The 20,799-nt window shown below is 72.0% G+C and carries 22 protein-coding genes; 9 read left to right on the top strand and 13 right to left on the bottom strand.

Annotated elements, in window-relative coordinates; genetic code table 11:
• Window positions 1-7: 7 nt before the first annotated feature.
• Window positions 8-319: a 1,2-phenylacetyl-CoA epoxidase subunit PaaB gene (paaB, locus tag ACFW01_RS34645; protein WP_234959878.1), complete on the bottom strand. Its 312-nt coding sequence runs from the start codon at window positions 317-319 to the stop codon at window positions 8-10.
• Window positions 316-1,293, bottom strand: a complete 978-nt coding sequence (gene paaA / locus ACFW01_RS34640) for a 1,2-phenylacetyl-CoA epoxidase subunit PaaA (protein ID WP_234959877.1) — start codon at window positions 1,291-1,293, stop codon at window positions 316-318. The genes paaB and paaA overlap by 4 nt, the downstream gene beginning before the upstream one ends.
• Before the next feature lie 189 nt (window positions 1,294-1,482).
• On the opposite strand from paaA, the gene paaI reads away from it, so the two are divergent.
• The 3 genes from paaI to ACFW01_RS34625 all read left to right on the top strand — a co-directional run bounded on the left by paaI (window position 1,483) and on the right by ACFW01_RS34625 (window position 4,685).
• Window positions 1,483-1,929: a hydroxyphenylacetyl-CoA thioesterase PaaI gene (paaI, locus tag ACFW01_RS34635; protein WP_384510318.1), complete on the top strand. Its 447-nt coding sequence runs from the start codon at window positions 1,483-1,485 to the stop codon at window positions 1,927-1,929.
• Window positions 1,929-3,275, top strand: a complete 1,347-nt coding sequence (gene paaK / locus ACFW01_RS34630) for a phenylacetate--CoA ligase PaaK (RefSeq protein ID WP_384510315.1) — start codon at window positions 1,929-1,931, stop codon at window positions 3,273-3,275. Before paaI ends, paaK begins: the two co-directional genes overlap by 1 nt.
• A 111-nt stretch (window positions 3,276-3,386) precedes the next feature.
• Window positions 3,387-4,685 carry an NAD(P)-binding domain-containing protein gene (locus ACFW01_RS34625; protein ID WP_234959874.1) on the top strand — a complete coding sequence of 433 codons (1,299 nt, stop codon included), beginning with the start codon at window positions 3,387-3,389 and terminating at the stop codon, window positions 4,683-4,685.
• Window positions 4,686-4,760: 75 nt separating this feature from the next.
• Here the strand turns inward: ACFW01_RS34625 and ACFW01_RS34620 are convergent, their stop codons facing one another.
• From ACFW01_RS34620 to ACFW01_RS34595, 6 genes are all read right to left on the bottom strand, one after another.
• The gene (locus ACFW01_RS34620) at window positions 4,761-5,885 is read right to left on the bottom strand and encodes a tryptophan dimethylallyltransferase family protein (protein WP_384510312.1); all 1,125 of its coding nucleotides are present in this window, start codon (window positions 5,883-5,885) and stop codon (window positions 4,761-4,763) included.
• Between the two features lie 207 nt (window positions 5,886-6,092).
• A complete protein-coding gene (locus ACFW01_RS34615; RefSeq protein ID WP_234959872.1) occupies window positions 6,093-7,439 on the bottom strand; it encodes a cytochrome P450 in 1,347 nt (448 codons plus the stop codon).
• Between the two features lie 15 nt (window positions 7,440-7,454).
• A complete protein-coding gene (locus ACFW01_RS34610; RefSeq protein WP_122617770.1) occupies window positions 7,455-8,048 on the bottom strand; it encodes an ATP/GTP-binding protein in 594 nt (197 codons plus the stop codon).
• Window positions 8,023-8,400, bottom strand: a complete 378-nt coding sequence (locus ACFW01_RS34605; protein WP_161328003.1) for a DUF742 domain-containing protein — start codon at window positions 8,398-8,400, stop codon at window positions 8,023-8,025. The genes ACFW01_RS34610 and ACFW01_RS34605 overlap by 26 nt, the downstream gene beginning before the upstream one ends.
• Entirely contained in the window at window positions 8,397-8,798 is a 402-nt protein-coding gene (locus tag ACFW01_RS34600; protein WP_109032225.1) for a roadblock/LC7 domain-containing protein, read from the bottom strand. The genes ACFW01_RS34605 and ACFW01_RS34600 overlap by 4 nt, the downstream gene beginning before the upstream one ends.
• Entirely contained in the window at window positions 8,795-9,967 is a 1,173-nt protein-coding gene (locus tag ACFW01_RS34595) for a sensor histidine kinase KdpD (RefSeq protein ID WP_234959871.1), read from the bottom strand. Before ACFW01_RS34595 ends, ACFW01_RS34600 begins: the two co-directional genes overlap by 4 nt.
• Window positions 9,968-10,298: 331 nt before the next feature.
• On the opposite strand from ACFW01_RS34595, the gene ACFW01_RS34590 reads away from it, so the two are divergent.
• Window positions 10,299-11,051 carry a sulfite exporter TauE/SafE family protein gene (locus tag ACFW01_RS34590; RefSeq protein WP_234959951.1) on the top strand — a complete coding sequence of 251 codons (753 nt, stop codon included), beginning with the start codon at window positions 10,299-10,301 and terminating at the stop codon, window positions 11,049-11,051.
• Between the two features lie 272 nt (window positions 11,052-11,323).
• Window positions 11,324-12,052, top strand: a complete 729-nt coding sequence (locus ACFW01_RS34585) for a S1 family peptidase (RefSeq protein ID WP_384510305.1) — start codon at window positions 11,324-11,326, stop codon at window positions 12,050-12,052.
• Window positions 12,053-12,563: 511 nt separating this feature from the next.
• On the opposite strand, the gene ACFW01_RS34580 is transcribed toward ACFW01_RS34585, so the two are convergent.
• From ACFW01_RS34580 to ACFW01_RS34565, 4 genes are all read right to left on the bottom strand, one after another.
• A complete protein-coding gene (locus ACFW01_RS34580; RefSeq protein ID WP_234959868.1) occupies window positions 12,564-13,439 on the bottom strand; it encodes an oxygenase MpaB family protein in 876 nt (291 codons plus the stop codon).
• Window positions 13,440-13,519: 80 nt separating this feature from the next.
• Window positions 13,520-13,885 carry a transglycosylase family protein gene (locus tag ACFW01_RS34575; protein ID WP_234959867.1) on the bottom strand — a complete coding sequence of 122 codons (366 nt, stop codon included), beginning with the start codon at window positions 13,883-13,885 and terminating at the stop codon, window positions 13,520-13,522.
• A 99-nt stretch (window positions 13,886-13,984) separates the two neighbouring features.
• Window positions 13,985-15,454, bottom strand: a complete 1,470-nt coding sequence (locus tag ACFW01_RS34570; RefSeq protein ID WP_234959866.1) for a sialate:H+ symport family MFS transporter — start codon at window positions 15,452-15,454, stop codon at window positions 13,985-13,987.
• Between the two features lie 118 nt (window positions 15,455-15,572).
• The gene (locus ACFW01_RS34565) at window positions 15,573-16,502 is read right to left on the bottom strand and encodes a dihydrodipicolinate synthase family protein (protein ID WP_384510300.1); all 930 of its coding nucleotides are present in this window, start codon (window positions 16,500-16,502) and stop codon (window positions 15,573-15,575) included.
• A gap of 127 nt (window positions 16,503-16,629) precedes the next feature.
• Between ACFW01_RS34565 and ACFW01_RS34560 the strand changes: the two genes are divergently transcribed.
• On the top strand, window positions 16,630-17,346 hold the full coding sequence (locus tag ACFW01_RS34560) for a FadR/GntR family transcriptional regulator (RefSeq protein WP_234959864.1): 717 nt from the start codon (window positions 16,630-16,632) through the stop codon (window positions 17,344-17,346).
• A gap of 109 nt (window positions 17,347-17,455) precedes the next feature.
• Window positions 17,456-17,944 (top strand): DUF5949 family protein, encoded by a 489-nt coding sequence (locus tag ACFW01_RS34555; RefSeq protein WP_234959863.1) that lies wholly within the window; start codon window positions 17,456-17,458, stop codon window positions 17,942-17,944.
• A gap of 40 nt (window positions 17,945-17,984) precedes the next feature.
• Here the strand turns inward: ACFW01_RS34555 and ACFW01_RS34550 are convergent, their stop codons facing one another.
• Window positions 17,985-18,521, bottom strand: a complete 537-nt coding sequence (locus ACFW01_RS34550; RefSeq protein ID WP_384510296.1) for a cysteine hydrolase family protein — start codon at window positions 18,519-18,521, stop codon at window positions 17,985-17,987.
• Window positions 18,522-18,603: 82 nt separating this feature from the next.
• Between ACFW01_RS34550 and ACFW01_RS34545 the strand changes: the two genes are divergently transcribed.
• Window positions 18,604-19,674, top strand: a complete 1,071-nt coding sequence (locus ACFW01_RS34545; protein WP_384510294.1) for a nitrous oxide reductase family maturation protein NosD — start codon at window positions 18,604-18,606, stop codon at window positions 19,672-19,674.
• 49 nt (window positions 19,675-19,723) lie between these two features.
• Window positions 19,724-20,752: a methyltransferase gene (locus tag ACFW01_RS34540; protein ID WP_234959860.1), complete on the top strand. Its 1,029-nt coding sequence runs from the start codon at window positions 19,724-19,726 to the stop codon at window positions 20,750-20,752.
• The last annotated feature ends 47 nt before the right edge of the window (window positions 20,753-20,799 follow it).

The raw sequence follows: 20,799 nt of genomic DNA, 5'->3' as shown, positions 1-20,799 counted from the left end.
CCTGCTCCTAGATGTGGGGGACGTCGTCGGGGATGTCGTAGAAGGTCGGGTGGCGGTAGACCTTGTCCGCGCTGGGGGCGAAGAAGGGGTCCTTCTCGTCGCGGGTGGAGGCGGCGACGTGCTCGGAGCGGACGACCCAGATGCTCACGCCCTCGTTGCGCCGGGTGTAGAGGTCGCGGGCGTGGGTGAGGGCCATGGCGTCGTCGGCCGCGTGCAGCGAGCCGACGTGCACGTGGTTGAGGCCGCGCTTGCCGCGCACGAAGACCTCGTACAGCGGCCAGCCCTGCTTCCGGGGCTTCTCGGTCTTCTCGGGGGTCATGCCACCGCTCCCTTCGCCGCGCGGGCGGCCTGCTTGGCTGCGTGGGCGGTGGCCGCCTCGCGCACCCAGGCGCCCTCTTCGTGGGCGGTCCGCCGCCGCTCGCTCCGCTGTGCGTTGCACGGGCCGTCGCCCTTGATGACCCGCATCAGCTCGTCCCAGTCCGGGGTGCCGAAGTCGTGGTGCCCCGCCTCCTCGTTCCACCGCAGCTGAGGGTCGGGCAGGGTGACGCCGAGCTTCTCGGCCTGCGGAACGGTCATGTCGACGAAGCGGCGGCGCAGCTCGTCGTTGCTGTGCCGCTTGATCTTCCAGGCCATCGACTGCGCCGAGTTGGGCGAGGCGTCGTCGGGCGGGCCGAACATCATCAGGGACGGCCACCACCAGCGGTCCACCGCGTCCTGGACCATCTCGCGCTGGGCCGCGGTGCCGCGCATCATGGTCATCAGCAGCTCGTAGCCCTGCCGCTGGTGGAACGACTCCTCCTTGCAGATGCGCACCATCGCGCGCGCGTACGGGCCGTACGAGCTGCGGCACAGCGGTACCTGGTTGCAGATGGCCGCGCCGTCCACGAACCAGCCGATCACGCCGACGTCGGCGAAGCTGAGGGTCGGGTAGTTGAAGATCGACGAGTACTTCTGCCGGCCCTCGATCAGGCGCTGGGTGAGGTCGTCGCGGTCGGCACCGAGGGTCTCGGCCGCCGAGTACAGGTACAGGCCGTGTCCGGCCTCGTCCTGGACCTTGGCGAACAGGATCGCCTTGCGGCGCAGCGACGGCGCCCGGGTGATCCACTCGCCCTCCGGCTGCATGCCGATGATCTCCGAGTGCGCGTGCTGGGCGATCTGCCGGATCAGCGTCTTCCGGTAACCCTCGGGCATCCAGTCGCGCGGCTCGATGCGCTGGTCGTGCGCGATCGTCGCGTCGAAGTGCTCCTGGAGACCGTCCGGGGGCGGCGCCTCGGCGGCGTGTGTCGTGGTCATCGTCACCAGCTTCCCAACCGACCATTCGTTCGGTACCAGTGTGACGGGTTTCCGGGCACCGGGCAAGACCCGGGACCCCGCCGCTCACACTCTTGACAGGGCGCCCACGCGGCTGGATTACTGGGCCATGCCGCGCCCTAACCGAATGGTCGGTCGGGACAGCAAGTGGTGGGAAGGGTGGTGGGACGGATGTCGCAGGCCACTGGGCCGACACCCACGGAGACGATGTTCTCCGCGGACGAGGCCTCCCGGGGGCTGGGCATCGAGCTGGTCGAGCACGGCGAGGGGACCGCCGTGCTCCGGATGACCGTGACCCCGGCGATGGTGAACGGACACCGGATCGCCCACGGCGGCTTTCTGTTCCTCCTCGCCGACACCGCCTTCGCCTGCGCCTGCAACAGCCACGGTCCGGTGACCGTCGCGGCCGGCGCCGACATCGTCTTCGTCACCCCGGCCCGCGAGGGCGACGTCCTCGTGGCACGCGCCGAGGAAAGGGCCCGGTTCGGCCGCAGCGGCGTGTACGACGTGAGCGTGCGGCGCGGCGACGAGGTGATCGCGGAGTTCCGCGGACGCAGCCGCAGCATGCGGGACAGCACCGGGAGCCGCACGCCTGGCACGACGACGAAGGAGCCGTGATGAGCAGCGAGCCGACGACCGGGGCGGCCCCGGCACCCCGCCCGGGTGAGCCACTCCCCCACGACCTGCTGGACGACGCCGAGCGCCTCTCCCGGGAGCAGCTCGCCGAGCTCCAGCTGGACCGGCTGCGCGCGACCCTGCGGCACGCCTACGAGAACGTGGAGCTGTACCGCAAGAAGTTCGACACCGCCGGGGTCACCCCGGACGACTGCCGCAGCCTGGCGGACCTCTCCCGGTTCCCCTTCACCACCAAGGCGGACCTGCGGGACACCTACCCCTTCGGGATGTTCGCGGTCCCGATGGAGGACGTGCGGCGGGTGCACGCCTCCAGCGGCACCACCGGCCGCGCCACCGTCGTCGGGTACACGGACAACGACCTCTCCATGTGGGCGGACGTCGTCGCCCGTTCGATCCGGGCCGCGGGCGGGCGCCCCGGCCACAAGGTGCACATCTCCTACGGCTACGGCCTGTTCACCGGCGGTCTCGGCGCGCACTACGGCGCCGAACGCGCCGGATGCACGGTGATCCCGGCCTCCGGCGGCATGACCGCGCGCCAGGTGCAGATCATCCAGGATTTCAAGCCCGAGATCATCATGGTCACCCCCTCCTACATGCTCACCCTGCTCGACGAGTTCGAGCGGCAGGGCGTCGACCCGCGCTCCACCTCGCTGAAGGTGGGCATCTTCGGCGCCGAGCCGTGGACCGAGGAGATGCGCCGCGAGATCGAGGAGCGCGTCGGCATCCACGCGGTGGACATATACGGGCTGTCCGAGGTGATCGGCCCGGGTGTGGCGCAGGAGTGCGTCGAGACCAAGGACGGGCTGCACGTGTGGGAGGACCACTTCTATCCGGAGGTGGTGGACCCGCTCACGGACGCCGTCCTGCCCGAGGGCGAGGAGGGCGAGATCGTCTTCACCTCCCTCACCAAGGAGGCGCTGCCGGTCGTCCGCTACCGCACGCGCGACCTGTCACGCCTGCTGCCGGGCACCGCCCGTCCAGCCTTCCGCCGGATGCAGAAGGTCACCGGCCGCTGCGACGACATGATCATCATGCGTGGGGTGAACGTCTTCCCCACCCAGATCGAGGAGATCGTGCTGCGCACGCCGGGCGTCGCCCCGCACTTCCAGATCCGGCTCTCCGAGCGCGGCCGGATGGATCACATGACCGTGCGGGTCGAGGCCCGCCCCGCCGCCGGTCCCGAGCAGCGCGAGGCCGCCGCCCGGGCGATCGTCCAGGGCGTCAAGGACGGAGTGGGCGTCACGGTCGAGGTGGAGGTCGTCGCGCCGGAGACCCTGGAGCGCTCCCTCGGCAAGATCCGCCGGGTCCGGGATCTGCGCGGCGCGTGAAACGTGAGGACGGACACGTCCGTTCACTCCTCGTGCTGGTGTGCGGAGAGGTACGGATGGGCAGTGAATGCGTGATCGGGGGAGGTTGCGTCCGTCCTGGGGGGAATTCCCGTGCGTGTGTGTGTGATCGGTGCAGGTCTGTCGGGATTGGCGGTGGCGCACTCCCTCAAGGAGCGGGACATCGGCTTCGTCTGCCTGGAGAGGGCACCGGACGTCGGCGGGATCTGGCGGCAGCCGGAGGCCGGCGAGCGGGGGCCGGGCTACCTGTCGCTGCACCTGAACACCGCGAAGCAGCTGACCGGATACGCCGGTTTCCCCATGCCGTCCTCGTACCCGCTCTACCCCCGGCACAGCCAGGTCGCCGCGTATCTGCGCTCCTTCGCCGAGTGGGCGGGCCTGCTCGACCACGTCGAGCTGCGGACCGAGGTGGTCGCCGTGTGGCAGGCCCCGGACGGCGCGTGGACGGTGGTCAGCCGCGACGCGGAGGGCACCGAGTCGGCCCGCCGCTTCGAGCAGGTGATCGTCGCCTCCGGGCACCACACCGACCCGGCCCTGCCCGACCCCCTCCCGCCCGGCGCCGACTCCTTCGACGGAACGATTCTGCACTCCCTCGACTACCGTGACGGCGCCGACTTCGACGGACGCAGGGTGGTCGTCGTCGGGCTCGGGGCGTCCGCCGTGGACATCGCGGCCGACCTCTCGCGGCACGCCGAGGAGACCGTGCTGTCGGTGCGGCGGGGACTGCACATCGTGCCCAAGCAGCTCTTCGGGATGTCGGTCGACGAGATCGCCGAGGCGCCCTGGTGGACCGAGATGTCCTTCGCCGAGCAGCGCGCTTGGGTGGAGCGGTCGCTGCTCGTCGCACGCGGCAGACTGTCGGACTACGGCCTGCCCGAGCCCGACCACCCGGTCTTCTCCTCCGCCGTGACCCTCTCGGACGAGATCCTCAGCCGGATCCGGCACGGCGCCGTGACCCCGAAGCCCGCGATCGCCTCCTTCGACGGCGACCGGGTCGTCTTCACGGACGGCACCTCCACGAGCGCGGACGCCGTCGTGTACTGCACCGGCTTCCACATGACCTTCCCCTTCCTGCCGGCCGGCTGCCCGGTGGCGGCGGGCGGTTCGGTCGAGCTGTACCGACGGGTCGTCCCGGCCGAGCGGCCGGGACTCTACTTCGTCGGGCTGGTCCGGCCCGTGGGCGCGATCACCCGGCTGGTGGAGGCGCAGGCGGAGTGGGTGGCGCGGATCATCGACGGCGAGGCCGAACTGCCCGCGGTGGAGGCGATGCGCGAGGAGATCGGCACCTACCTCACCTCGGTGGCCCAGCGCTACGGCCGGACCGAGGGCGCCTCGATCCAGGTCGACGTGGGCCCGTATCTGGCCCAGTTCCGGGAGTTGCTGCCCGTGTGACCGCCCCGCAGGACTCCACGCCCAGGGGCTCCCGGTGATCGACCGGGAGCCCCTGTGGTGTGCCGGGCGGCCGGCTCAGTGCACCGCGACCGGATGCCGTACCGGCACCCCGGCGGGCGGCCGGACCGCGTACGCCTCCGAGGAGAGGTACGCCGTCACCCGCGGCGGCCGGCCCCGCTGGAGGGCCAGTGCCAGGTAAGCGATGAGCCCGACCCCGTCCTCCGGCCGCCGGTCGGTGACGGCGGCCAGCGCCCGGACCAGCACCGAGGCGTCCATGCCGTACCGGCGCAGCAGCCGCGACGCCCGGACCAGTGCCTCCCCGTCGTGCGGGGCGTAGTCCCTGACCGGGATGTGCAGGGTGAACCCGCTGGGCCGGGGGTCCGCCGGGCCGGTGAAGGAGTGGCAGGACAGGCCGGGCAGCCCGTCGAGTCCCGTCGCCCCTGGCCCGGCGCCCGCGACCGTGTGGAAGAAGCCCTCGACGTCGGCCGGAACCGGCTCCGGGATCATGCGGGACAGTCTCCCGGCGCGGGCGGCGGTCAGGCTGTCGTGGCGTACGTAGACCTTCACCCGGGGTTCCTCCCAGTCCCCCAGGTCCAGGGCGAGGAACGGATGGCCGCTGCCCGGCGGCAGGTTGGCGTAGGCCCTCCCGAGGCCCAGTCGGCGCATGGCCTCCCGCACCGTCGCGGCGGAGAGTTCCTCTCCGTTGGCGGCGGGGTTCAGGTAGACCTTGACCTTGGGCACACCTCCGGGTGTCAGCTCCAGCGCGCACCACAGGGCCAGGGGGCCGTGCGGAGCGGACGGCAGGAAGAGGTCCGTCACCTCGTCGAGGGGGCCGGTGCCGAACCGCCACCGGCGCGCCATCTTCCGGACCGTCTCCAGTCCGACGCGGCCGTTGTGAGCCAGGCTGTCTGCGCCGCAGCCAGGTTCGACGAGCACCCGCAGAACGGGGGCCGCGTCCGGCCGGAAGGAGAGGGAGAACTCGACGGGGGTGTGGTCGTCGGAGAGGAAGGTGCGGTAGGGCGGCGGCAGGTGGAGCGGCCGCCCGGCCACCGGTCCCAGGGAGTCCGTCAGGACCCGGGCGTAGGTCTCGGTGTCCGCTCCGGCGAGGCCGGCGACCGCGCCGAGTCTTCGCAGCTGGCCGCCCGTGAGGGCGCCGAGTGTCGGGATGCCCCGCGGGTCCGTTCCCGTCGGCGCGGTCACCGGCCCGTCCCGGGCCGGGGCCGCTCAGAGTGATACCCGCCTGGAGAGGCGGGTATCGGGGGTTTCGGCGGCGGGAAAGCGGCGTTCGTGGATATGTGGTCCACGACACCTCCTTTTATTCGTAAGCAACTTGAATGCCGCGTTGCTCACTACCCGTGCCGTTCAACCTTCATGCGGAAGGGGCTGGTTGGGTGGGTGTTGTACAGATCACCGTGTGAGCCAGTTGAGGAACTGACTCCACATGCCGCTGCGTTCGGCCGGCCCGGCCGGGGCGGCGGCCTCGGGCTCCGCCGCACCCGGGGCCGGCCGCGGTTCGGCACCGCGTCCGGTGCGGGCCGGGGTGAAGCGGGCCGGCAGGGTGGCCAGGGCCCGGTTGAAGGGGCCCGGACGCCAGGTCAGGCTGTCCTCCGGTACGGCGAGTTCGACATCCGGCAGCTCGTTGAACAGGTGCTCGATGGCGGTGACCGTGATGTGCCGGGCCGGTTCCTTGGACGGGCAGGCGTGCGGTCCGGCGCTCCAGGCGAGGTGCGCGCGGTTGCTGCCGGCCTGGCGGGAGGCCCTGAGGGCCGGGCCGGTGTTGGCCGCGGCGAAGCTGACCAGTACGAGGTCGCCCGCCTGGAGGTGCTGTCCGGCGAGTTCCGTGTCGGCGGCCGGGTAGTGCGGCGCGTAGTTCGACATGGGCGGGTTCTCCCACAGCGTGTCGTCCAGCGCCTCGTCGATCAGGCCGCCCTCGCGCGCGTACCGCTCGTGGGTGAGGAGACGGTGCAGCGTGTTGCCGATGAGGTTGCGCAGGGGCTCGGCGCCCGCGCCGAGGAGCAGGGCGAGCTGGTGGACCATCTCCTCGTCGCTGAGGCCCGCCTCGTGCCGCATCAACCAGGAGGTGACGTCGTCGCCGGGCCTGCTCCGCTTGAGCGCGACGAGTTCCCCCACCGCCTGGAAGAGCACCTCGGTGGCCTTCTCGGCGTTGACGCCGTCGAACATGCCGGAGATGCCGAACAGCACCCGGTCACCGATGTCGGCGGGGCAGCCGAAGAGTTCGTTGAACACGAACAGCGGCAGCTGCTTGGCGTAGTCGCCGAGCAGGTCGGCGGAGCCGCGGGCGGCGAACTGGGAGATGAGGTAGCCGGAGATCTGCTCCGTGCTCCGGCTCAGCCGCCGGGTGTCCACCCGCGCCATGCTGTCGGTGACGGCCTGGCGGAGCCTGAGGTGGTCGGCGCCGTCGGCGAACATGCAGTTGGGCCGGTAGGCGAGCAGGGGCGCGACCGGACTGTCCGGGCCGACCTTGCCCTCGTTGAAGGCCCGCCAGCGCCGGGCGTCCTTGCGGAAGGATCCGGAGTCCTGGAGCAGCTGGAGGGCGGCGGCGTAGTCCGTGACCAGGGTCGCCTCGACCCCCGGGGCCAGTTCGACGGGCGCCGCGGCACCGTAGTGGCGCAGGTACTCGTAGTACGCCTGCGGGTCGGCGGCGAACTCCGGTCCGTGCAGGGGCACTCTGGCGCCGGAGCCGTGGGCCGGGCACCCGGGCGGCGGCACCGGGGCCGTGTCGTGAGCGTTCATGTCTGCTCCCAGCTCCTAGCGGGTGCGGTCCAGCAAGTAGCGGACGAGGGTGGTCAGTGCGGCCGCCGAGGACTTCTCGTCGCGGGCGTCGCAGGTGACGACGGGGGTGTCGTCGAGCAGGTCGAGCGCCTCGCGCAGCGCGTGTTCGTCGCGCAGCGGGGTGCCGTCGAAGTGGTTGACGGCGATGGCGTAGTCGAGCCCGTAGTGCTCGATGAGGTCGATCACGGGGAAGGAGTCCGCCAGCCGCTCGGGGTCGACCAGCACCAGGGCGCCGAGCGCGCCGCGTGCCATGTCCTCCCACATCTGGACGAAGCGCTGCTGGCCGGGGGTGCCGAAGAGGTAGAGGACGACGCGGTCGCTGATGGTGAGGCGGCCGAAGTCCATGGCGACCGTGGTGGTGGTCTTGCCCTGCACGCCGCCCAGGTCGTCGACCGACTCGGCGGCCTGCGTCATCGTCTCCTCGGTGGACAGCGGCTCGATCTCCGAGATGGAGCCGATGAGAGTGGTCTTGCCCACCGCGAAGTGTCCGACGACGAGGATCTTGACCGCGGTCTGGGTCGCCCCGCCGCGTACGTAGTCCCGCTCATCCAAACTTGGCGCGGAGCCCATTGAGCACCTCCTCCAGGATCTCCCGGTCCGCGAGCCGGGCGCGGGCCACCGGCGGGCGGGTCATGAGGTGGCCGCCCTCCATCAGGGAGGCCAGCAGGATCCGCACCACGCCGAGCGGGAAGTGGGTGTGTCCGGCGATCTCGGCGACCGAGAGGTAGCCGGCCGAGCAGAGGTCCAGCAGGCTCTGCTCCTCGGGGGAGAGCCGCAGCGGCCGCCGGGTGTCCTCGGCGGAGGCGGTGACGAGGGTGATGAGGGAGAGGTGGTCCTCGTCGGGCAGGCCGCGGCCCTTGGTGATGACGTACGGCCGTACTAACTCCGGCGCCTCGGGCTCCCAGCCGTCGTGGCCGGTCATGAGCGGGCGCCGAGGTTCTCGCGCGGCGGTGTCGTCAGCCGTTTGCCGAGCTGGGCGACGAGCTGCTGCATCCGGAAGGTGATGTCGGCCATGTCCACCTCGGGGGAGGCGGAGACACCGAGGTAGGCGCCCTCGCCGGCGGAGATCAGGAACACCCAGCCGCCGTCGAACTCGACCAGGGTCTGGCGCCAGGACTGGCTGGGGTCCTCACAGAAGAAGGCGAGGGTGCGGCTGAGCGACTGCACCCCGCTCATCGCGGCGGCGACCCGGTCGGCGTCGTCCTTGTCGAAGTCCTGCGTCCGGGCCATCAGCAGGCCGTCGGCGGATATCAGGACGGCGTGCAGGGCGCCCGGAATCTCCAGGGCACTGTCGAGCATCCATGACAGATCGTCGTTCACGAGACCTCATGTCCTTCGCTGCTGGCACCAGGTGTTCTGCGCGTCCGGTCGGTGCCCTCGGGGTCGGTGTCCCGGCCGGACCGCGTTCCCCGCTGGAAGGCACCCATGACCTGTGCCTGCTCGGAGTCGGAGCGGCCCGCCGGGCGGGGGGTGGGCTCGTTGCCGGGCACGATGGCCATCGGCCGCTTGCGGCGCCGCCGGGGCAGACCGTCGTCGGTGCGTGCCGAGACGGGCGCGGCCTCGGGGCCGCCGTCCCGGACCGGCCGGGCGGTGGCGTGGGCGGCGGGGGCGGGAGTCTTCTTCTCCGGCATGCCGGTGAGCAGTTCGTGCGGCAGCAGGACCACCGCCCGTACACCTCCGTAGGGGGACGAGGAGTCCACCGACACCTCGAAGCCGAATCGTTCGCACAGCAGGCCGATGACGGCGAAGCCGAACTGCGGCGGATTGCCGAGCCCGGCCACGCCCGAGGCGCGCTCGGTGGCGAGCAGCCGGTCGGCGCGGGCGCGCTCCTCGTCGCTCATGCCCACACCGGCGTCGTCGACGACCACGCAGATGCCCTTGGGCACGGTCCGGAGGTTGATCTCGACGACGGTGTCGGGGCTGGAGTAGCTGGTGGCGTTGTCGAGCAGTTCGGCGAGGGCCAGGGCGACGGGCTCCACGGCCCGGCTGGTGATGCCGAAGTCGACCTGGGAGAGGATGTCCACCCTGCGGAAGTGCCGGATGCGCCCCTGCGCGCTGCGCACCACGTCGTACACCGAGGCGGTGTCGCGCCGCCCGCCGAGCCAGCCGTCGCAGAGCACGGCGATGGACTGGGCACGCCGGCCGAACTGCGAGTTGGTGTGGTCGATCTCCAAGAGGTCCTGGAGGAGGGCCGAGTCGCCGTACTTGGTCTGCAGGCGGGAGAGGACGAGCTGCTGTTCCGCGGCGAGGCCCTGAAGGGTCCGCATGGCGGACTTCAGGACGGTCTTGGTCTCGTCCTCGGCCCGTTCCTGGGCGGCCTGTACGGATTTTCCGTAATCGTTCTCCAGCTCGGTGTAGTGGTCCTTGAGTCCCTGCACCTGCTGCCGCAACGCCCGGGCCGCCCTGCGCTGGCGGCTGATGAGCACGGCGGCGGCCACGAGGGCGACGAGGGCCACCCAGAGCAAGGGGTTCCCTGTGTATTCCGTCATAAGACTCTCTTCAGGCGACTGACGGCCGGCTTGCTGAATTCCCGTCTACGCGGACGGCCGGTGGACCGCCCGTACCGGGGTACCTGTCCGGGCGGTCCCTGAAGTCGGGGATGCCGTCTTTCACCCATCCGCCCGCTCCGCAAACGCGGTGATCGTATCACCGCATGATCAGGTGAATTAACGTCAAGAACCGTCCATCCAGGAACGGTTGGGTACCACCGGACGTACCATTTCTGCCGGTGGGTACAGTCGGCCCCGTGAAAGATGCACCAGACACCTTCCGGCCGCCCCGTGGTACGGCCTCGGACGGCCCGGGGTGACGCCCGAGGCCATGGCCGCGGTGTTCGCGGCCGGCGTCGGGGCGGGTGCCATCAACAGCGTGGTCGGCTCCGGCACCCTGATCACCTTTCCCGTGCTGCTGGCCACGGGCCTGTCGCCGGTCACCGCCACCGTCTCCAACGCCCTCGGCCTCATCCCCGGCTCCATCAGCGGGGCCATCGGCTACCGCGAGGAACTGCGCGGCCAGCGGCGGCGGGTCCTGAAGCTGAGCGCCGGCGCCCTGATGGGCGGTCTCGCGGGCGCCACACTGCTGCTCGCGCTCCCGGAGGACGCCTTCGAGACGGTCGTGCCGGTCCTGGTGGGCCTCGCCCTGGTGCTGGTGGCGCTGCAGCCCCGGATCGGCACGTGGGTGCAGCGCCGCCGTGCGCGCACCGGCGCCTCCCCGCGCCGGGACGGCGGTCCACTGCTGTTCACCGGCCTGACCCTGGCCAGCGTCTACGGCGGCTACTTCACGGCCGCGCAGGGGATCATCTACCTGTCCCTGATGGGCATGCTCCTCGACGAGCCGCTGCAACGCCTCAACGCCGTCAAGAACGTCCTCGCCGCCGTCGTCAACACCGTCGCCGCGCTCTTCTTCCTCTTCGCCGCGGACTTCGACTGGACCGCCGTCGGCCTGCTGGCGGTCGGCTCGGCCCTCGGCGGGTACGGCGGGGCCAAGGTGGGCCGCCGCTTCAAGCCCGTCGTCCTGCGGACGCTGGTGGTGACGGTCGGGACCGTGGCCCTCGTGCAACTGCTGCTGCGCTGACCCACGGAATCCGGGCCCTGTTGCCGGCGGTCCGGCTCAGGGACACCGCCCGCCCGGGCCGCCGGAGGCCACAGGCCGCGGCGACGCCGTGACCGTCTCCGTCCGCACTGCCGCGGACGTGGGCGGCGCGCACCACCGACCGGACCGTCCCGCGGCATAACGCCGCGTTATGGGAAGTCGGGAGTGCCGGTGCCGTGGCCGGGCCCGGGATGCTGGGCGCCCCCACAGACCGAACACGCGTCCCGACGCGTGTCCGTCGGAATCGAGGAGCCTTGCGAACCTCCAGACTCGTCCCCACCCTGACGGCCGCTCTCACGGCCACGCTTCTGTCCGCCCTCGCGCTCGCTCCGCACGCGTCGGCGGCGGAGCCCCGCCCCGGTGACGGCGGTCCCCAGCCGATCATCGGCGGCGGCTACGCGCAGAACGCCCCCTGGGCGGCCCGGCTGTTCTCCAACGGCGCCCAGACGTGCAGCTCGACCATCGTCTCGCCCACCTGGATCCTGACGGCCAAGCACTGCGTCACAGGCGGCGGCCTGTCCTTCCGTATCGGCAGCCTCGACCAGGGCTCGGGCGGCACGGTGGCGAACGGAACACAGACCACCACCCATCCCTCGGCGGACCTCGCGCTGGTCCGGCTCGACCGCTCCGTCTCCGCCTCCTACGCGCCGCTCGGTCAGCCGGGCACGGTGCGCGTGGGTCAGACCGTGCAGGTCTACGGCTGGGGCGCAACCTCACGGTGCGGCTCGGAGATCAACTGCCAGTCCCGGTACCTCAAGGTCGCCAACCTGAGCGTCACCAGCGGGTGTTACGACGCCTACAACGGCCGGGCGATATGCGCCCGCCCCGGCGACGGCATCACCGCGGGCGGCGACTCGGGCGGCCCGATGATGGCCGGTGGCGTCCAGGTCGGCGTCGCCTCGACCAGCGACCGGCAGTCCACCACGGCGTACACGAACGTGACCGCCTACCGGTCGTGGATCCAGTCGGTGGCGGGCGTCTGACCCTTCCCCTCCTGCCCGGGGACCCGACCGGTTCCGGCCTGCCTCCGCCACAGCGGGGGCAGGCGTCCCCGCCCTTCGGGGCCGCGGTGACCGCGGCCGCCAGGTCCCCGAAGCGCCCGTCACCGGCCGGCGGCCCGGGCGCGGAACAGGACGTGTCCCCGTGTCCGTTCGATGGTGCCCGACTCCGGCCGCCACGCCCCCGGGCCCGGTGTAACCGGGTCGTCACGGCGTCCGGATCTGGAGCGGTGAGGTCCACGGGGACACTGGCCGCACTGGCCCGCGCGGGCGCTACGGAGTGCCGCGGCCCGCGGCGGCGGTGCTCCACCGAGGTACCGAGGCCGGCCCCGGACGGGTCCGCGTACCGGATGTCCGGGGCCGCCCCTCTGCTCCCCCGCCGGGCCCTGCCCGTCCCCCGCCCGGCAAAAACGCCGGGCGGGCACGACCGGGCGCAAGTGCACGCCCACGGGCTACCCCGGTCAACACGGCGTACCGTACGGCGGGCGGCCCGTCCCTACGCCGCGTCCCGGGGCGGCGTCATCGCCCAGCGGATGCCCGCGGTCACGGCCGACCCGAGCGGGCGCACGCACAGGCCCTCGGCCGGGGGTACGCGCGGCAGGCCCAGGGCGCGTGAGGCCCAGACCGGCAGCAGGGACACCGCGTTGGCGGCGAGCAACCCGTAGGGCAGCCGCGCGAGCAGCGGGACGGGCGGCCTGAGCAGCAGGAAACGGGCGGTGCTGCGCGCCTCGGCGGTCGCACGCAGTTCACCGCGGTAGGCGGCGATCCGTTCGGTGAGTCCGGCGCGGTCGACGGGCGGATCCGGCACGCCGAGCGCGGTGGCGATGCGGGCCATGTCGGCCACGTAGCCGTCGCACCCGTCGTCGTCCAGAGGGTGGGCGCCGTACCGCTGGTGGGCGCGCAGGAAGCTGTCGGCCTCGGCGACGTGCACCCAGCACAGCAGGTGCGGGTCGGCGGCGGCGTATTCCGCACCCTCGGCCGTGACGCCCCGCACCCTCTCGTGCACGGCCCGTACCCGCTCGCACGCCTCCTGCGCGCTGTCCGCCGTCCCGTAGGTGGTGACCGCGAGGAAGGTGCTGGTGCGCTGGAGCCGGCCCCAGGGGTCGCCGCGGAAACCGGAGTGCGCGGCGACCGCGGCCATGGCCAGGGGGTGCAGCGACTGGAGCAGCAGGGCGGACAGGCCGCCGATGAACATGGAGGCGTCCCCGTGCACCCGCCGGATCGGCCGCTCCGGGCCGAACCAGCGCGGGCCCGGTGTGCCGTGGATGCGGGCACGGTTGCCCGGGCCCTCCGGGCCCGCCACGCGGGAGAAGATCATCTCTCCCAGCCGTGCGCGCGGGTCGGGGAGGCGGTCACCGGGGAGACGTGGCATGTCTGCCGAGCCCTCCTTCGCCCTCCTGCGGCCGGGCGGCTCACACCCCTACGTCTGCCCAGGACCGCCGGGCGGGAACATCAGGCGCAGCCCCAGGCGTTCATCCCCTGGATCCGGGCCAGGCGCTCGGCGACGGCGATCTGCTCCGCGCGGCTGGCGAGGTCCGCGCGCGGGGCGTACTTGAGACCGCCGGCCGCGATCCAGCTCGACGTCTTGAACTGCAGACCGCCGTAGTAGCCGTTGCCGGTGTTGGCCTTCCAGTTGCCGCTCGACTCGCAGGCGGCGATGGCGTCCCAGTCGGTGCGCAGGGGGACGGACGGTGCGGCGGCCGCTTCGGTGGTGGCGCCCAGTGCGGTCGTGGCGAGCAGCGCCGCCACGGCGATCCGGACCCCACGGCGGTGCGCGCCGCACACGTCACTCCGATGAGCATTTCGTCTACAGATCATACTGGGACTGTTACCGCACGTGACGATCTGACGACGCACCGTCCGCCGTCTCCTTACTCCGGTCGGAGCAGGCGAACCACCCTCCGGCCGGCGTCCGCCTCACTTCGCCGTCGGCACGGACGGCGGGCTCTCCACCGCCGCCTCGGTGGCCAGGTAGTCCGGCACGGCCTCGGGGTCGACGAGACGGTTGAGCCGGCTCGGGACGTCGAAGCCGATCAGCAGGATGACCACCAGGGTCAGTGAGAAGGTGAGCACCGCGAGCGACTGCCCCAGCGACATGCTCGACGCCAGCCGGGCACCGAGCACGGGGGCGACGGCGCCGCCCAGCGCGCCGACGTTGTAGGTGAAGCCCAGGGACGCGGCGCGGGTCTCGGTCGGGAAGTGTCCGGCGATGTACTTCGGCAGCAGTCCGGAGATGCCCTGCATGCAGGCGAGCATGAGGAACAGCAGGATCCCCAGGCTGAGTTGGCTGTCGCGGATCGCGAAGACGGGGAAGACGAAGGCGATGCCGACGGCGAGTGTGCAGGCGTACGCCCTGCGGGTGCCGAACCGGTCCCCGATGAAGCCGGTGACGATGCAGCCGGCCATCGTGCCGAACCCGGCGTAGTAGAGCGCGTCGCTGACCTGCGCGGGGGTGAAGCCGAGTTCGCTCTTGAGGTAGGTGGGCAGCAGGGCCTGGACCGGCCAGCTGTAGAGGAAGGCGCAGAAGACGGTGACGCAGAGCGCGACGAAGAGCAGCCAGCGCTTGCGCCCGCCCAGCTGCACGGCGAAGGCGAGGAGACAGGCCGTGGCCACGACGGAGAGGACGGGCACCGCTCCCGCGCCGAGCGGGGTGAAGACCGCGAACAGCGCTCCCGTGGCGACGACCGCGAGCACCGTGTTGACCGTCGCCCGGCGCCGGCCCGCGAACAGCGGCCGGAAGGGGTTGGGCCGCTCGCCGGTGGCGCCCACCCGGGCCTCCCAGTCGTCGGCCTCGGGCAGCGCCCGCCGCACCCACAGCGCGACGACCACCGGGAACAGGCCGATGTAGAACAGCCAGCGCCAGCCGTGCCCCGGCACCACGTGCTCGTAGACCTCGGCCGCCAGGACGCCGCCCAGGGAGAAGCCGGAGATGAGGAATCCGGAGGCGCGGTTGCGCAGCCGGGCGGGCCAGCTCTCCAGTACGTAGGTGGCGCTGGCGCTGTACTCTCCGGCCATGCCCATGCCGATCAGCAGGCGGGCCGTGAACAGGCTGGTGTAGTCCCAGGCGAAGCCGCAGGCGAAGGTGCCGACCGAGTACAGCAGGATGCTGGCCACCATGGCGCTCTTGCGGCCGAAGCGGTCGCCGAGCGCGCCGAGCACGGCGCCGCCGAGCCAGCGGGTGATGAAGGCTCCGGAGACCAGACTCGCGGACTCGACGGTGGACAGCCCGAAGTCGTCGGCGATCTCGGTCAGTACGAGGGTGATGAGCACGAAGTCGAAGCCGTCGAGGAGGTAGCCGATCCAGGCGGCGAAGAAGGACTTCCACTTCTCCCGGGTGATCTCGCGGTACCAGGGCGGGGCGGTCGGGGTGGGGCGCGCAGATGACATGACGGATCCAATGCGGGTGGGAAGACGCGCGTGGGGGGGGACGGACAGCGGGACGGGAGGGGAAGGGACGGGATGCGGGGACGGGACCGGGGCCGGACCGGCGGCCCCGGTCCGGGGATCACAGGAGTCCGGCCTCGGTGAGCCGGGTGCGGACGCGGGCGACGGCCGCCTCGTCGAGCGGCACCTGCGGTGCGGCGGTGGCCGCGCAGTCGATGAGGCCCAGCAGCCGGGCGGCGGCCTTGAAGGCGCCGAGCGCGCTGGAGCTGGCGCCCATCAGGGCGGGGTCGCCCGCGTCGGTCAGGGCGAACAGGGCCGCGAGCCGGTCCTGCTCCGCCCTGGCGGCGGCCCAGTCACCCGCCCGGGCGGCCGCGTAGAGGCGTACGTAGCCGTGCGCGTCGACGTTGCCGAGGCCCGGCACGACGCCGTCCGCGCCGGCGAGGAGCGCGCCGTCCACGGTGAGTTCGGAGCCGGTGAGCACCGAGAAGTCGGGGGTGCGCGCGCGCAGTTCGACCAGCAGCCGGCGCAGCGAGCCCTCGTCGCCGCTGGAGTCCTTCAGCCCGGCGAGGGTGCCGTCGGCGGCCAGGCCGAGGACCACGTCCCGGGGCAGCTTGGTGTGCACGGCGACCGGGATGTCGTAGGCGAACAGCGGCAGGCCCGCGCCCTCGCGGATCCGCCGGAAGTGGTCGGCGATCTCCACCGGGTGGGTGCGGGTGTAGAAGGGCGCCGTGGCCACGAGCGCGTCGGCGCCGGCCCGGACCGCGTCGGCCGCCCGGTCCAGGACGCGGGCCGTGGTGGTCTCGATGACACCGGCGAGCACGGGGACGCGGCCGGCGGCGGCGTCCACGGCGGCTTCGAGCGCGGTCAGCCGCTGGCGGTCCGTGAGATAGGCGGTCTCGCCGCTGGACCCCAGCAGGAACAGACCGTGCACACCGGCCGTGATCAGGTGCTCGGCCAGTCGGCGCACCGACCCGGTGTCGACCTCCCCTGCCGGGGTGAGCGGGGTGATGACCGGGGGGATGACGCCGCGCAGCGGCGTGGGGATGGGCATGCGGTGACTCCAGGTCGTGCCGTTCTTCCGTCCCGGGGGCAGGGGGCGGCGGCGCGCCCGGAGTCCCGGAACCCGAGGACGTAGGATGTCCTACGTCCTGTTAGAGTGACACACGACGGAGCAGGGGATGTCAAGGGTCGAGAGGGGACGCCACATGGGCTCGGTCGCCGCCGACGCCGAGGAGCGGATCAAGGAGCTGATCGTCGAGGAGGGCCTCGGCCCCGGCGACCCGCTGCCCACCGAGACGGAGCTGATGGAGCGGTTCGGCGTCAGCCGCAACTCGCTGCGCGAGGCGCTCAAGTCCCTGCAGGCCATGCACATCGTCGAGATCCGGCGCGGCTTCGGCACCTACGTCGGCACCATGTCGCTGGAGCCGATGACCGAGGCCATGGCGTTCCGCACCGTGGTCGGACACCGACGGGGCCAGGGCAGCCTGCTCGAACTGCTGCAGCTGCGCGAGGCGCTGGAGGCGGGGCTCATGCACCGGCTGGCGGGCCGGCTGCCCGACGCCGACCTGGCGGAGCTGGACGCGCTGGTGGAGACGATGCACACCGAGGTGCGCGAGGCCGGCGAGATCGCGGCCCGCACCGACCGCGCCTTCCACCGGGTGCTGCACCGCTCCCTGGACAACGAACTGCTCAGCGAACTCCTCGACGCCTTCTGGAGCGCCTTCCACCGGGTGCGCACCCAGGCCCAGGGGCTGGGCGCGGCGGCCGACGGCGAGGAACTGGCCCGGATGCACGCCAGGATCGTCGACGCCGTGCGCGGGGGTGACGCGGAGGCCGCGGAGCGGGCGGTGCACCGGCACTTCGACGACATCCGCAGCCGGCTGTCGCGGCGGTGAGCTGACCCTCGTCCGGCAGACTCCTCGTTCGTGTGAAGAAGGGCGAGGACGTCGTCCGGTCGGGTGACGGCCGTCCGGGAACGCCCCGGCGCGCGCTTACGGTTTCGCGATGACCTCGATCTCCACCGCACCGCGTCCCCTGCGATCCGCCGACCTCGGCACGCTCGTCATCATGTCCTGGAGCCGTGAGACACCCGACGGCGACGTCCCCTTCCTCCTCGCCTGCTCCCTCGGCGACGGCGAGGGCGGCCCGGAGGCGACCCCGGCCGCCGTCGAAGGGCTGCTGAGCCACTCCGGGATCGCCGTGGGCGACGGCGTGCTCGACGCCACCGGCCTGACCGACCTGCCGGTCACCCTGCTCGTCGTGCCCGGTGCGGCGGCGCTCACCATGCCGGGCGTCAACGCGCAGTTCGTGCCCACGCCGCAGTGGCGCGAGGCGGTGGACGAGCGCGGGTACGCCTGCCTCGTCTTCGCCACCCGCCCGTGGTCCGGCGGCGAGCCCGGCGAGGCCGGGGCGGTCGCCGCCTTCGCCAACCACCCGGACACCCTGCGGACGGCGGCGCAGCTCGTCCTGCCCGTGCGCAGCCTGCGGACCTGACACCGGCCGGCCGACCCGGCCCGCCGCGCCGCGGATCGCCTCAGGTCCACAACTCGTCGCTGTCGCAGACCCGGGCACCCATGTTGCGCTCCATCATGCGCAGGGCGGCGTCCGCGAGATCGGCGTGGATGTGGGCGACCGCGTCGCGCGGGACGATGACCTGGAGATGGCGGATGTGGGCGTCGAGCGCCGAGTACAGCACACACTGCTCGGTCACCTGCCCGCACAGCACGAGCCGGTCGATCCCCTGCTGGTGGAGGAGATAGGTCAGCGGGGTCTCGAAGAAGATCGAGTGGCGCGCCTTGACCACGAAGAGGGACGACTCGTCGGGCCGCAGCGGCTCGACGAGTCTCGCGTGCGGCCCCGAGAGGGCCTTGTCGAGGATCTCGCCGTGGTGCGAGCGCCACTCCCCGAAGTTGTCGTTGGCGTAGATCACGGGGACGTGGTGGCGTCGCGCCCGCTCCAGCAGGCCGGTCAGCTGCGGCAGCACCGACTCCGCGGCCGGGATCAGCACTTCGGCGTCCTGATGGTCGTAGGTGTTGATCATGTCGATGACGATCAGTGCGGTCTTGCCCATGCCGCTCAGGTTGCCATCCTGACACGCCGTCGGATGGCTCATCCCGGCCGCGCCCGAATATGTCCGGCATATCTTTCCGAATATGAAGAAATGCCATGTCGTGTACCTGGTGTGCACCGCAGCGATGATCGGTACGGGGCTCGGAGCGGCTCCGGCGTCCTCCGTCCCCATGACCCACGTGGTCAAGCCCGGCGAGTCGATCCAGAAGGCGGTGGACGCCGCCGAATCGGGGGACACGGTCCTGGTCACTCCCGGCACCTACCACGAGAGCGTCAACGTGAGCACCCCCGGGCTCACCCTGCGCGGCATGGGCCGCGAGACGGTCCTCAAGCCCGGCACGGAGAAGGCGGCCGCCGGCACCTGCGCCGAGGGCGGCAACGGGATCTGCGTGACCGGCACGAAGGGCAAGAACGTCAAGGGCGTCACCGTCGCCGACCTGAAGGTGACCGGCTTCACCCGCGCCGGCCTCTACTCGACGGCCACCGACGGGCTGACGGTGCGGAACGTGACGGCCGTCAAGAACGGCGTCTGGGGCATCGCCCAGGAGCAGTCGGTCCACGGCATCTTCCGCGGCAACGCCGCCCTCGACAACGGCGACGCGGGCATCTTCCTCGCCAACACGGTCACGGCCGAGAAGGGCGCCACCGACACCGAGGGAACCCTCGTCGCGCGCAACCTCCTCGAGGGCAACCGGATCGGCGTCACGGTCCGGCGGCTGCGCAACCTCGCCGTCGCGGCCAACACCGTCACCGGCAACTGCGCCGGCGTCTTCGTCGTCGGCGACGAGAACAAGCCCAAGGCCGGTGACCTGGTCGTGCGCGACAACCACGTCGTGGCCAACAACAAGTCCTGCCCGAAGACCGAGCGCCTCGACGCCCTCCAGGGCTCCGGAATCGTCCTGACCGGCACCGAGAAGGTGCTGGTCGCGGACAACACGGTGCGGGGGAACTCGGGCAAGTCCCCGCTGTCGGGCGGCATCGTCCTGTTCAAGAGCTTCGTGGGCGTCACCAGCGAGAAGAACGAGATCAAGGGCAACTCGCTGCGCGACAACTCCCCCGCCGACCTGGTCGACACCGAGACGGCGGCCACCGGGAAGAACAACACCTTCGAGGGCAACACCTGCGGCGCTTCCAAGCCCGCGGGACTGTGCTGACCGGCCGGCCACAGCCACTCGTGCACCGAAGAAGGAAGGAAAGCGGCACATGACGACCGCACAGACCGCCCCACCCCCGCCCATGCGGCTGAGGGAGCTCGTGTTCGGCGCGGCATGTGCCGCCGCCCTCCGCACGGCCGCCCGGCTCGGAGTCGCCGACGCCCTCGGGGACACCCCCATGACCGTGGACGACCTCGCGACCGCGGTGAAGGCCGAACCCAAGCCCCTGCGCCGGCTGCTGCGCGCCCTGACCTGCTACGGCGTCTTCGCCGAGCACAAGAACGGGACGTTCGCGCACACCGACATGTCCCGGCTGCTGCGCGAGGACGACCCGCACAGCCTGCGCTACATCACCCTGTGGTGCACCGAACCGTGGACCTGGGACGCGTGGCCCCTGCTCGACGAGGCGGTGCGCAGCGGCCGCAACGTCGTCGAGGGCCTGTACGGCAAGGAGTTCTTCACCTATCTCAACGAGGACGCTCCCCAGTCGGCCGAGGTCTTCAACCGCGCCATGACGACCTCCAGCCGGCAGTCGGCGGAGGATGTCGCGGCCCTCCTCGACCTGTCGGGCAGCTCGTCGGTCGCCGACATCGGCGGCGGCCAGGGGCACGTGGTGGCGAGTCTGCTGGAGAAGTACCCGTCCATGCACGGCACCCTGCTCGACCTGCCCAGGGTCGTGGAGAACGCCGACCCCCGGCTGCGCGCGGGCGGCTCGCTCGCGGACCGGGTGCGGATCGTGCCCGGGGACTGCCGCGAGGACATCCCCGTACGGGCCGACGTGTACGTCATCAAGAACATCCTGGAGTGGGACGACGACAGCACCGCCCGCGCCCTGCGGGGCGTCATGCGGGCGGGCGGGCCCGGGGCCCGGGTCGTGGTCATCGAGAACCTCGTCGACGACACCCCGTCGATGCGGTTCAGCACCGCGATGGACCTGCTGCTGCTCCTCAACGTCGGCGGGGCGAAGCACACCACCGACAGCATGGTCGGCCGGCTGACCGAGGCCGGCCTCGTCATCGACGACATCCGCCCGGTCAACCCCTACCTGCACGCCTTCGACTGCACCGTCCCCGAGTGAACTGACGCCCGGGCAGACGGCGACGGCCGCCGGACCGCATGTAGCGG

Origin of the sequence: Streptomyces sp. NPDC058985 (assembly GCF_042740985.1) — a bacterium.
GTDB lineage: Bacteria > Actinomycetota > Actinomycetes > Streptomycetales > Streptomycetaceae > Streptomyces.
Note: the sequence above shows the minus strand (reverse complement) of the source record. Positions and strands in the feature narration are given on the sequence as shown.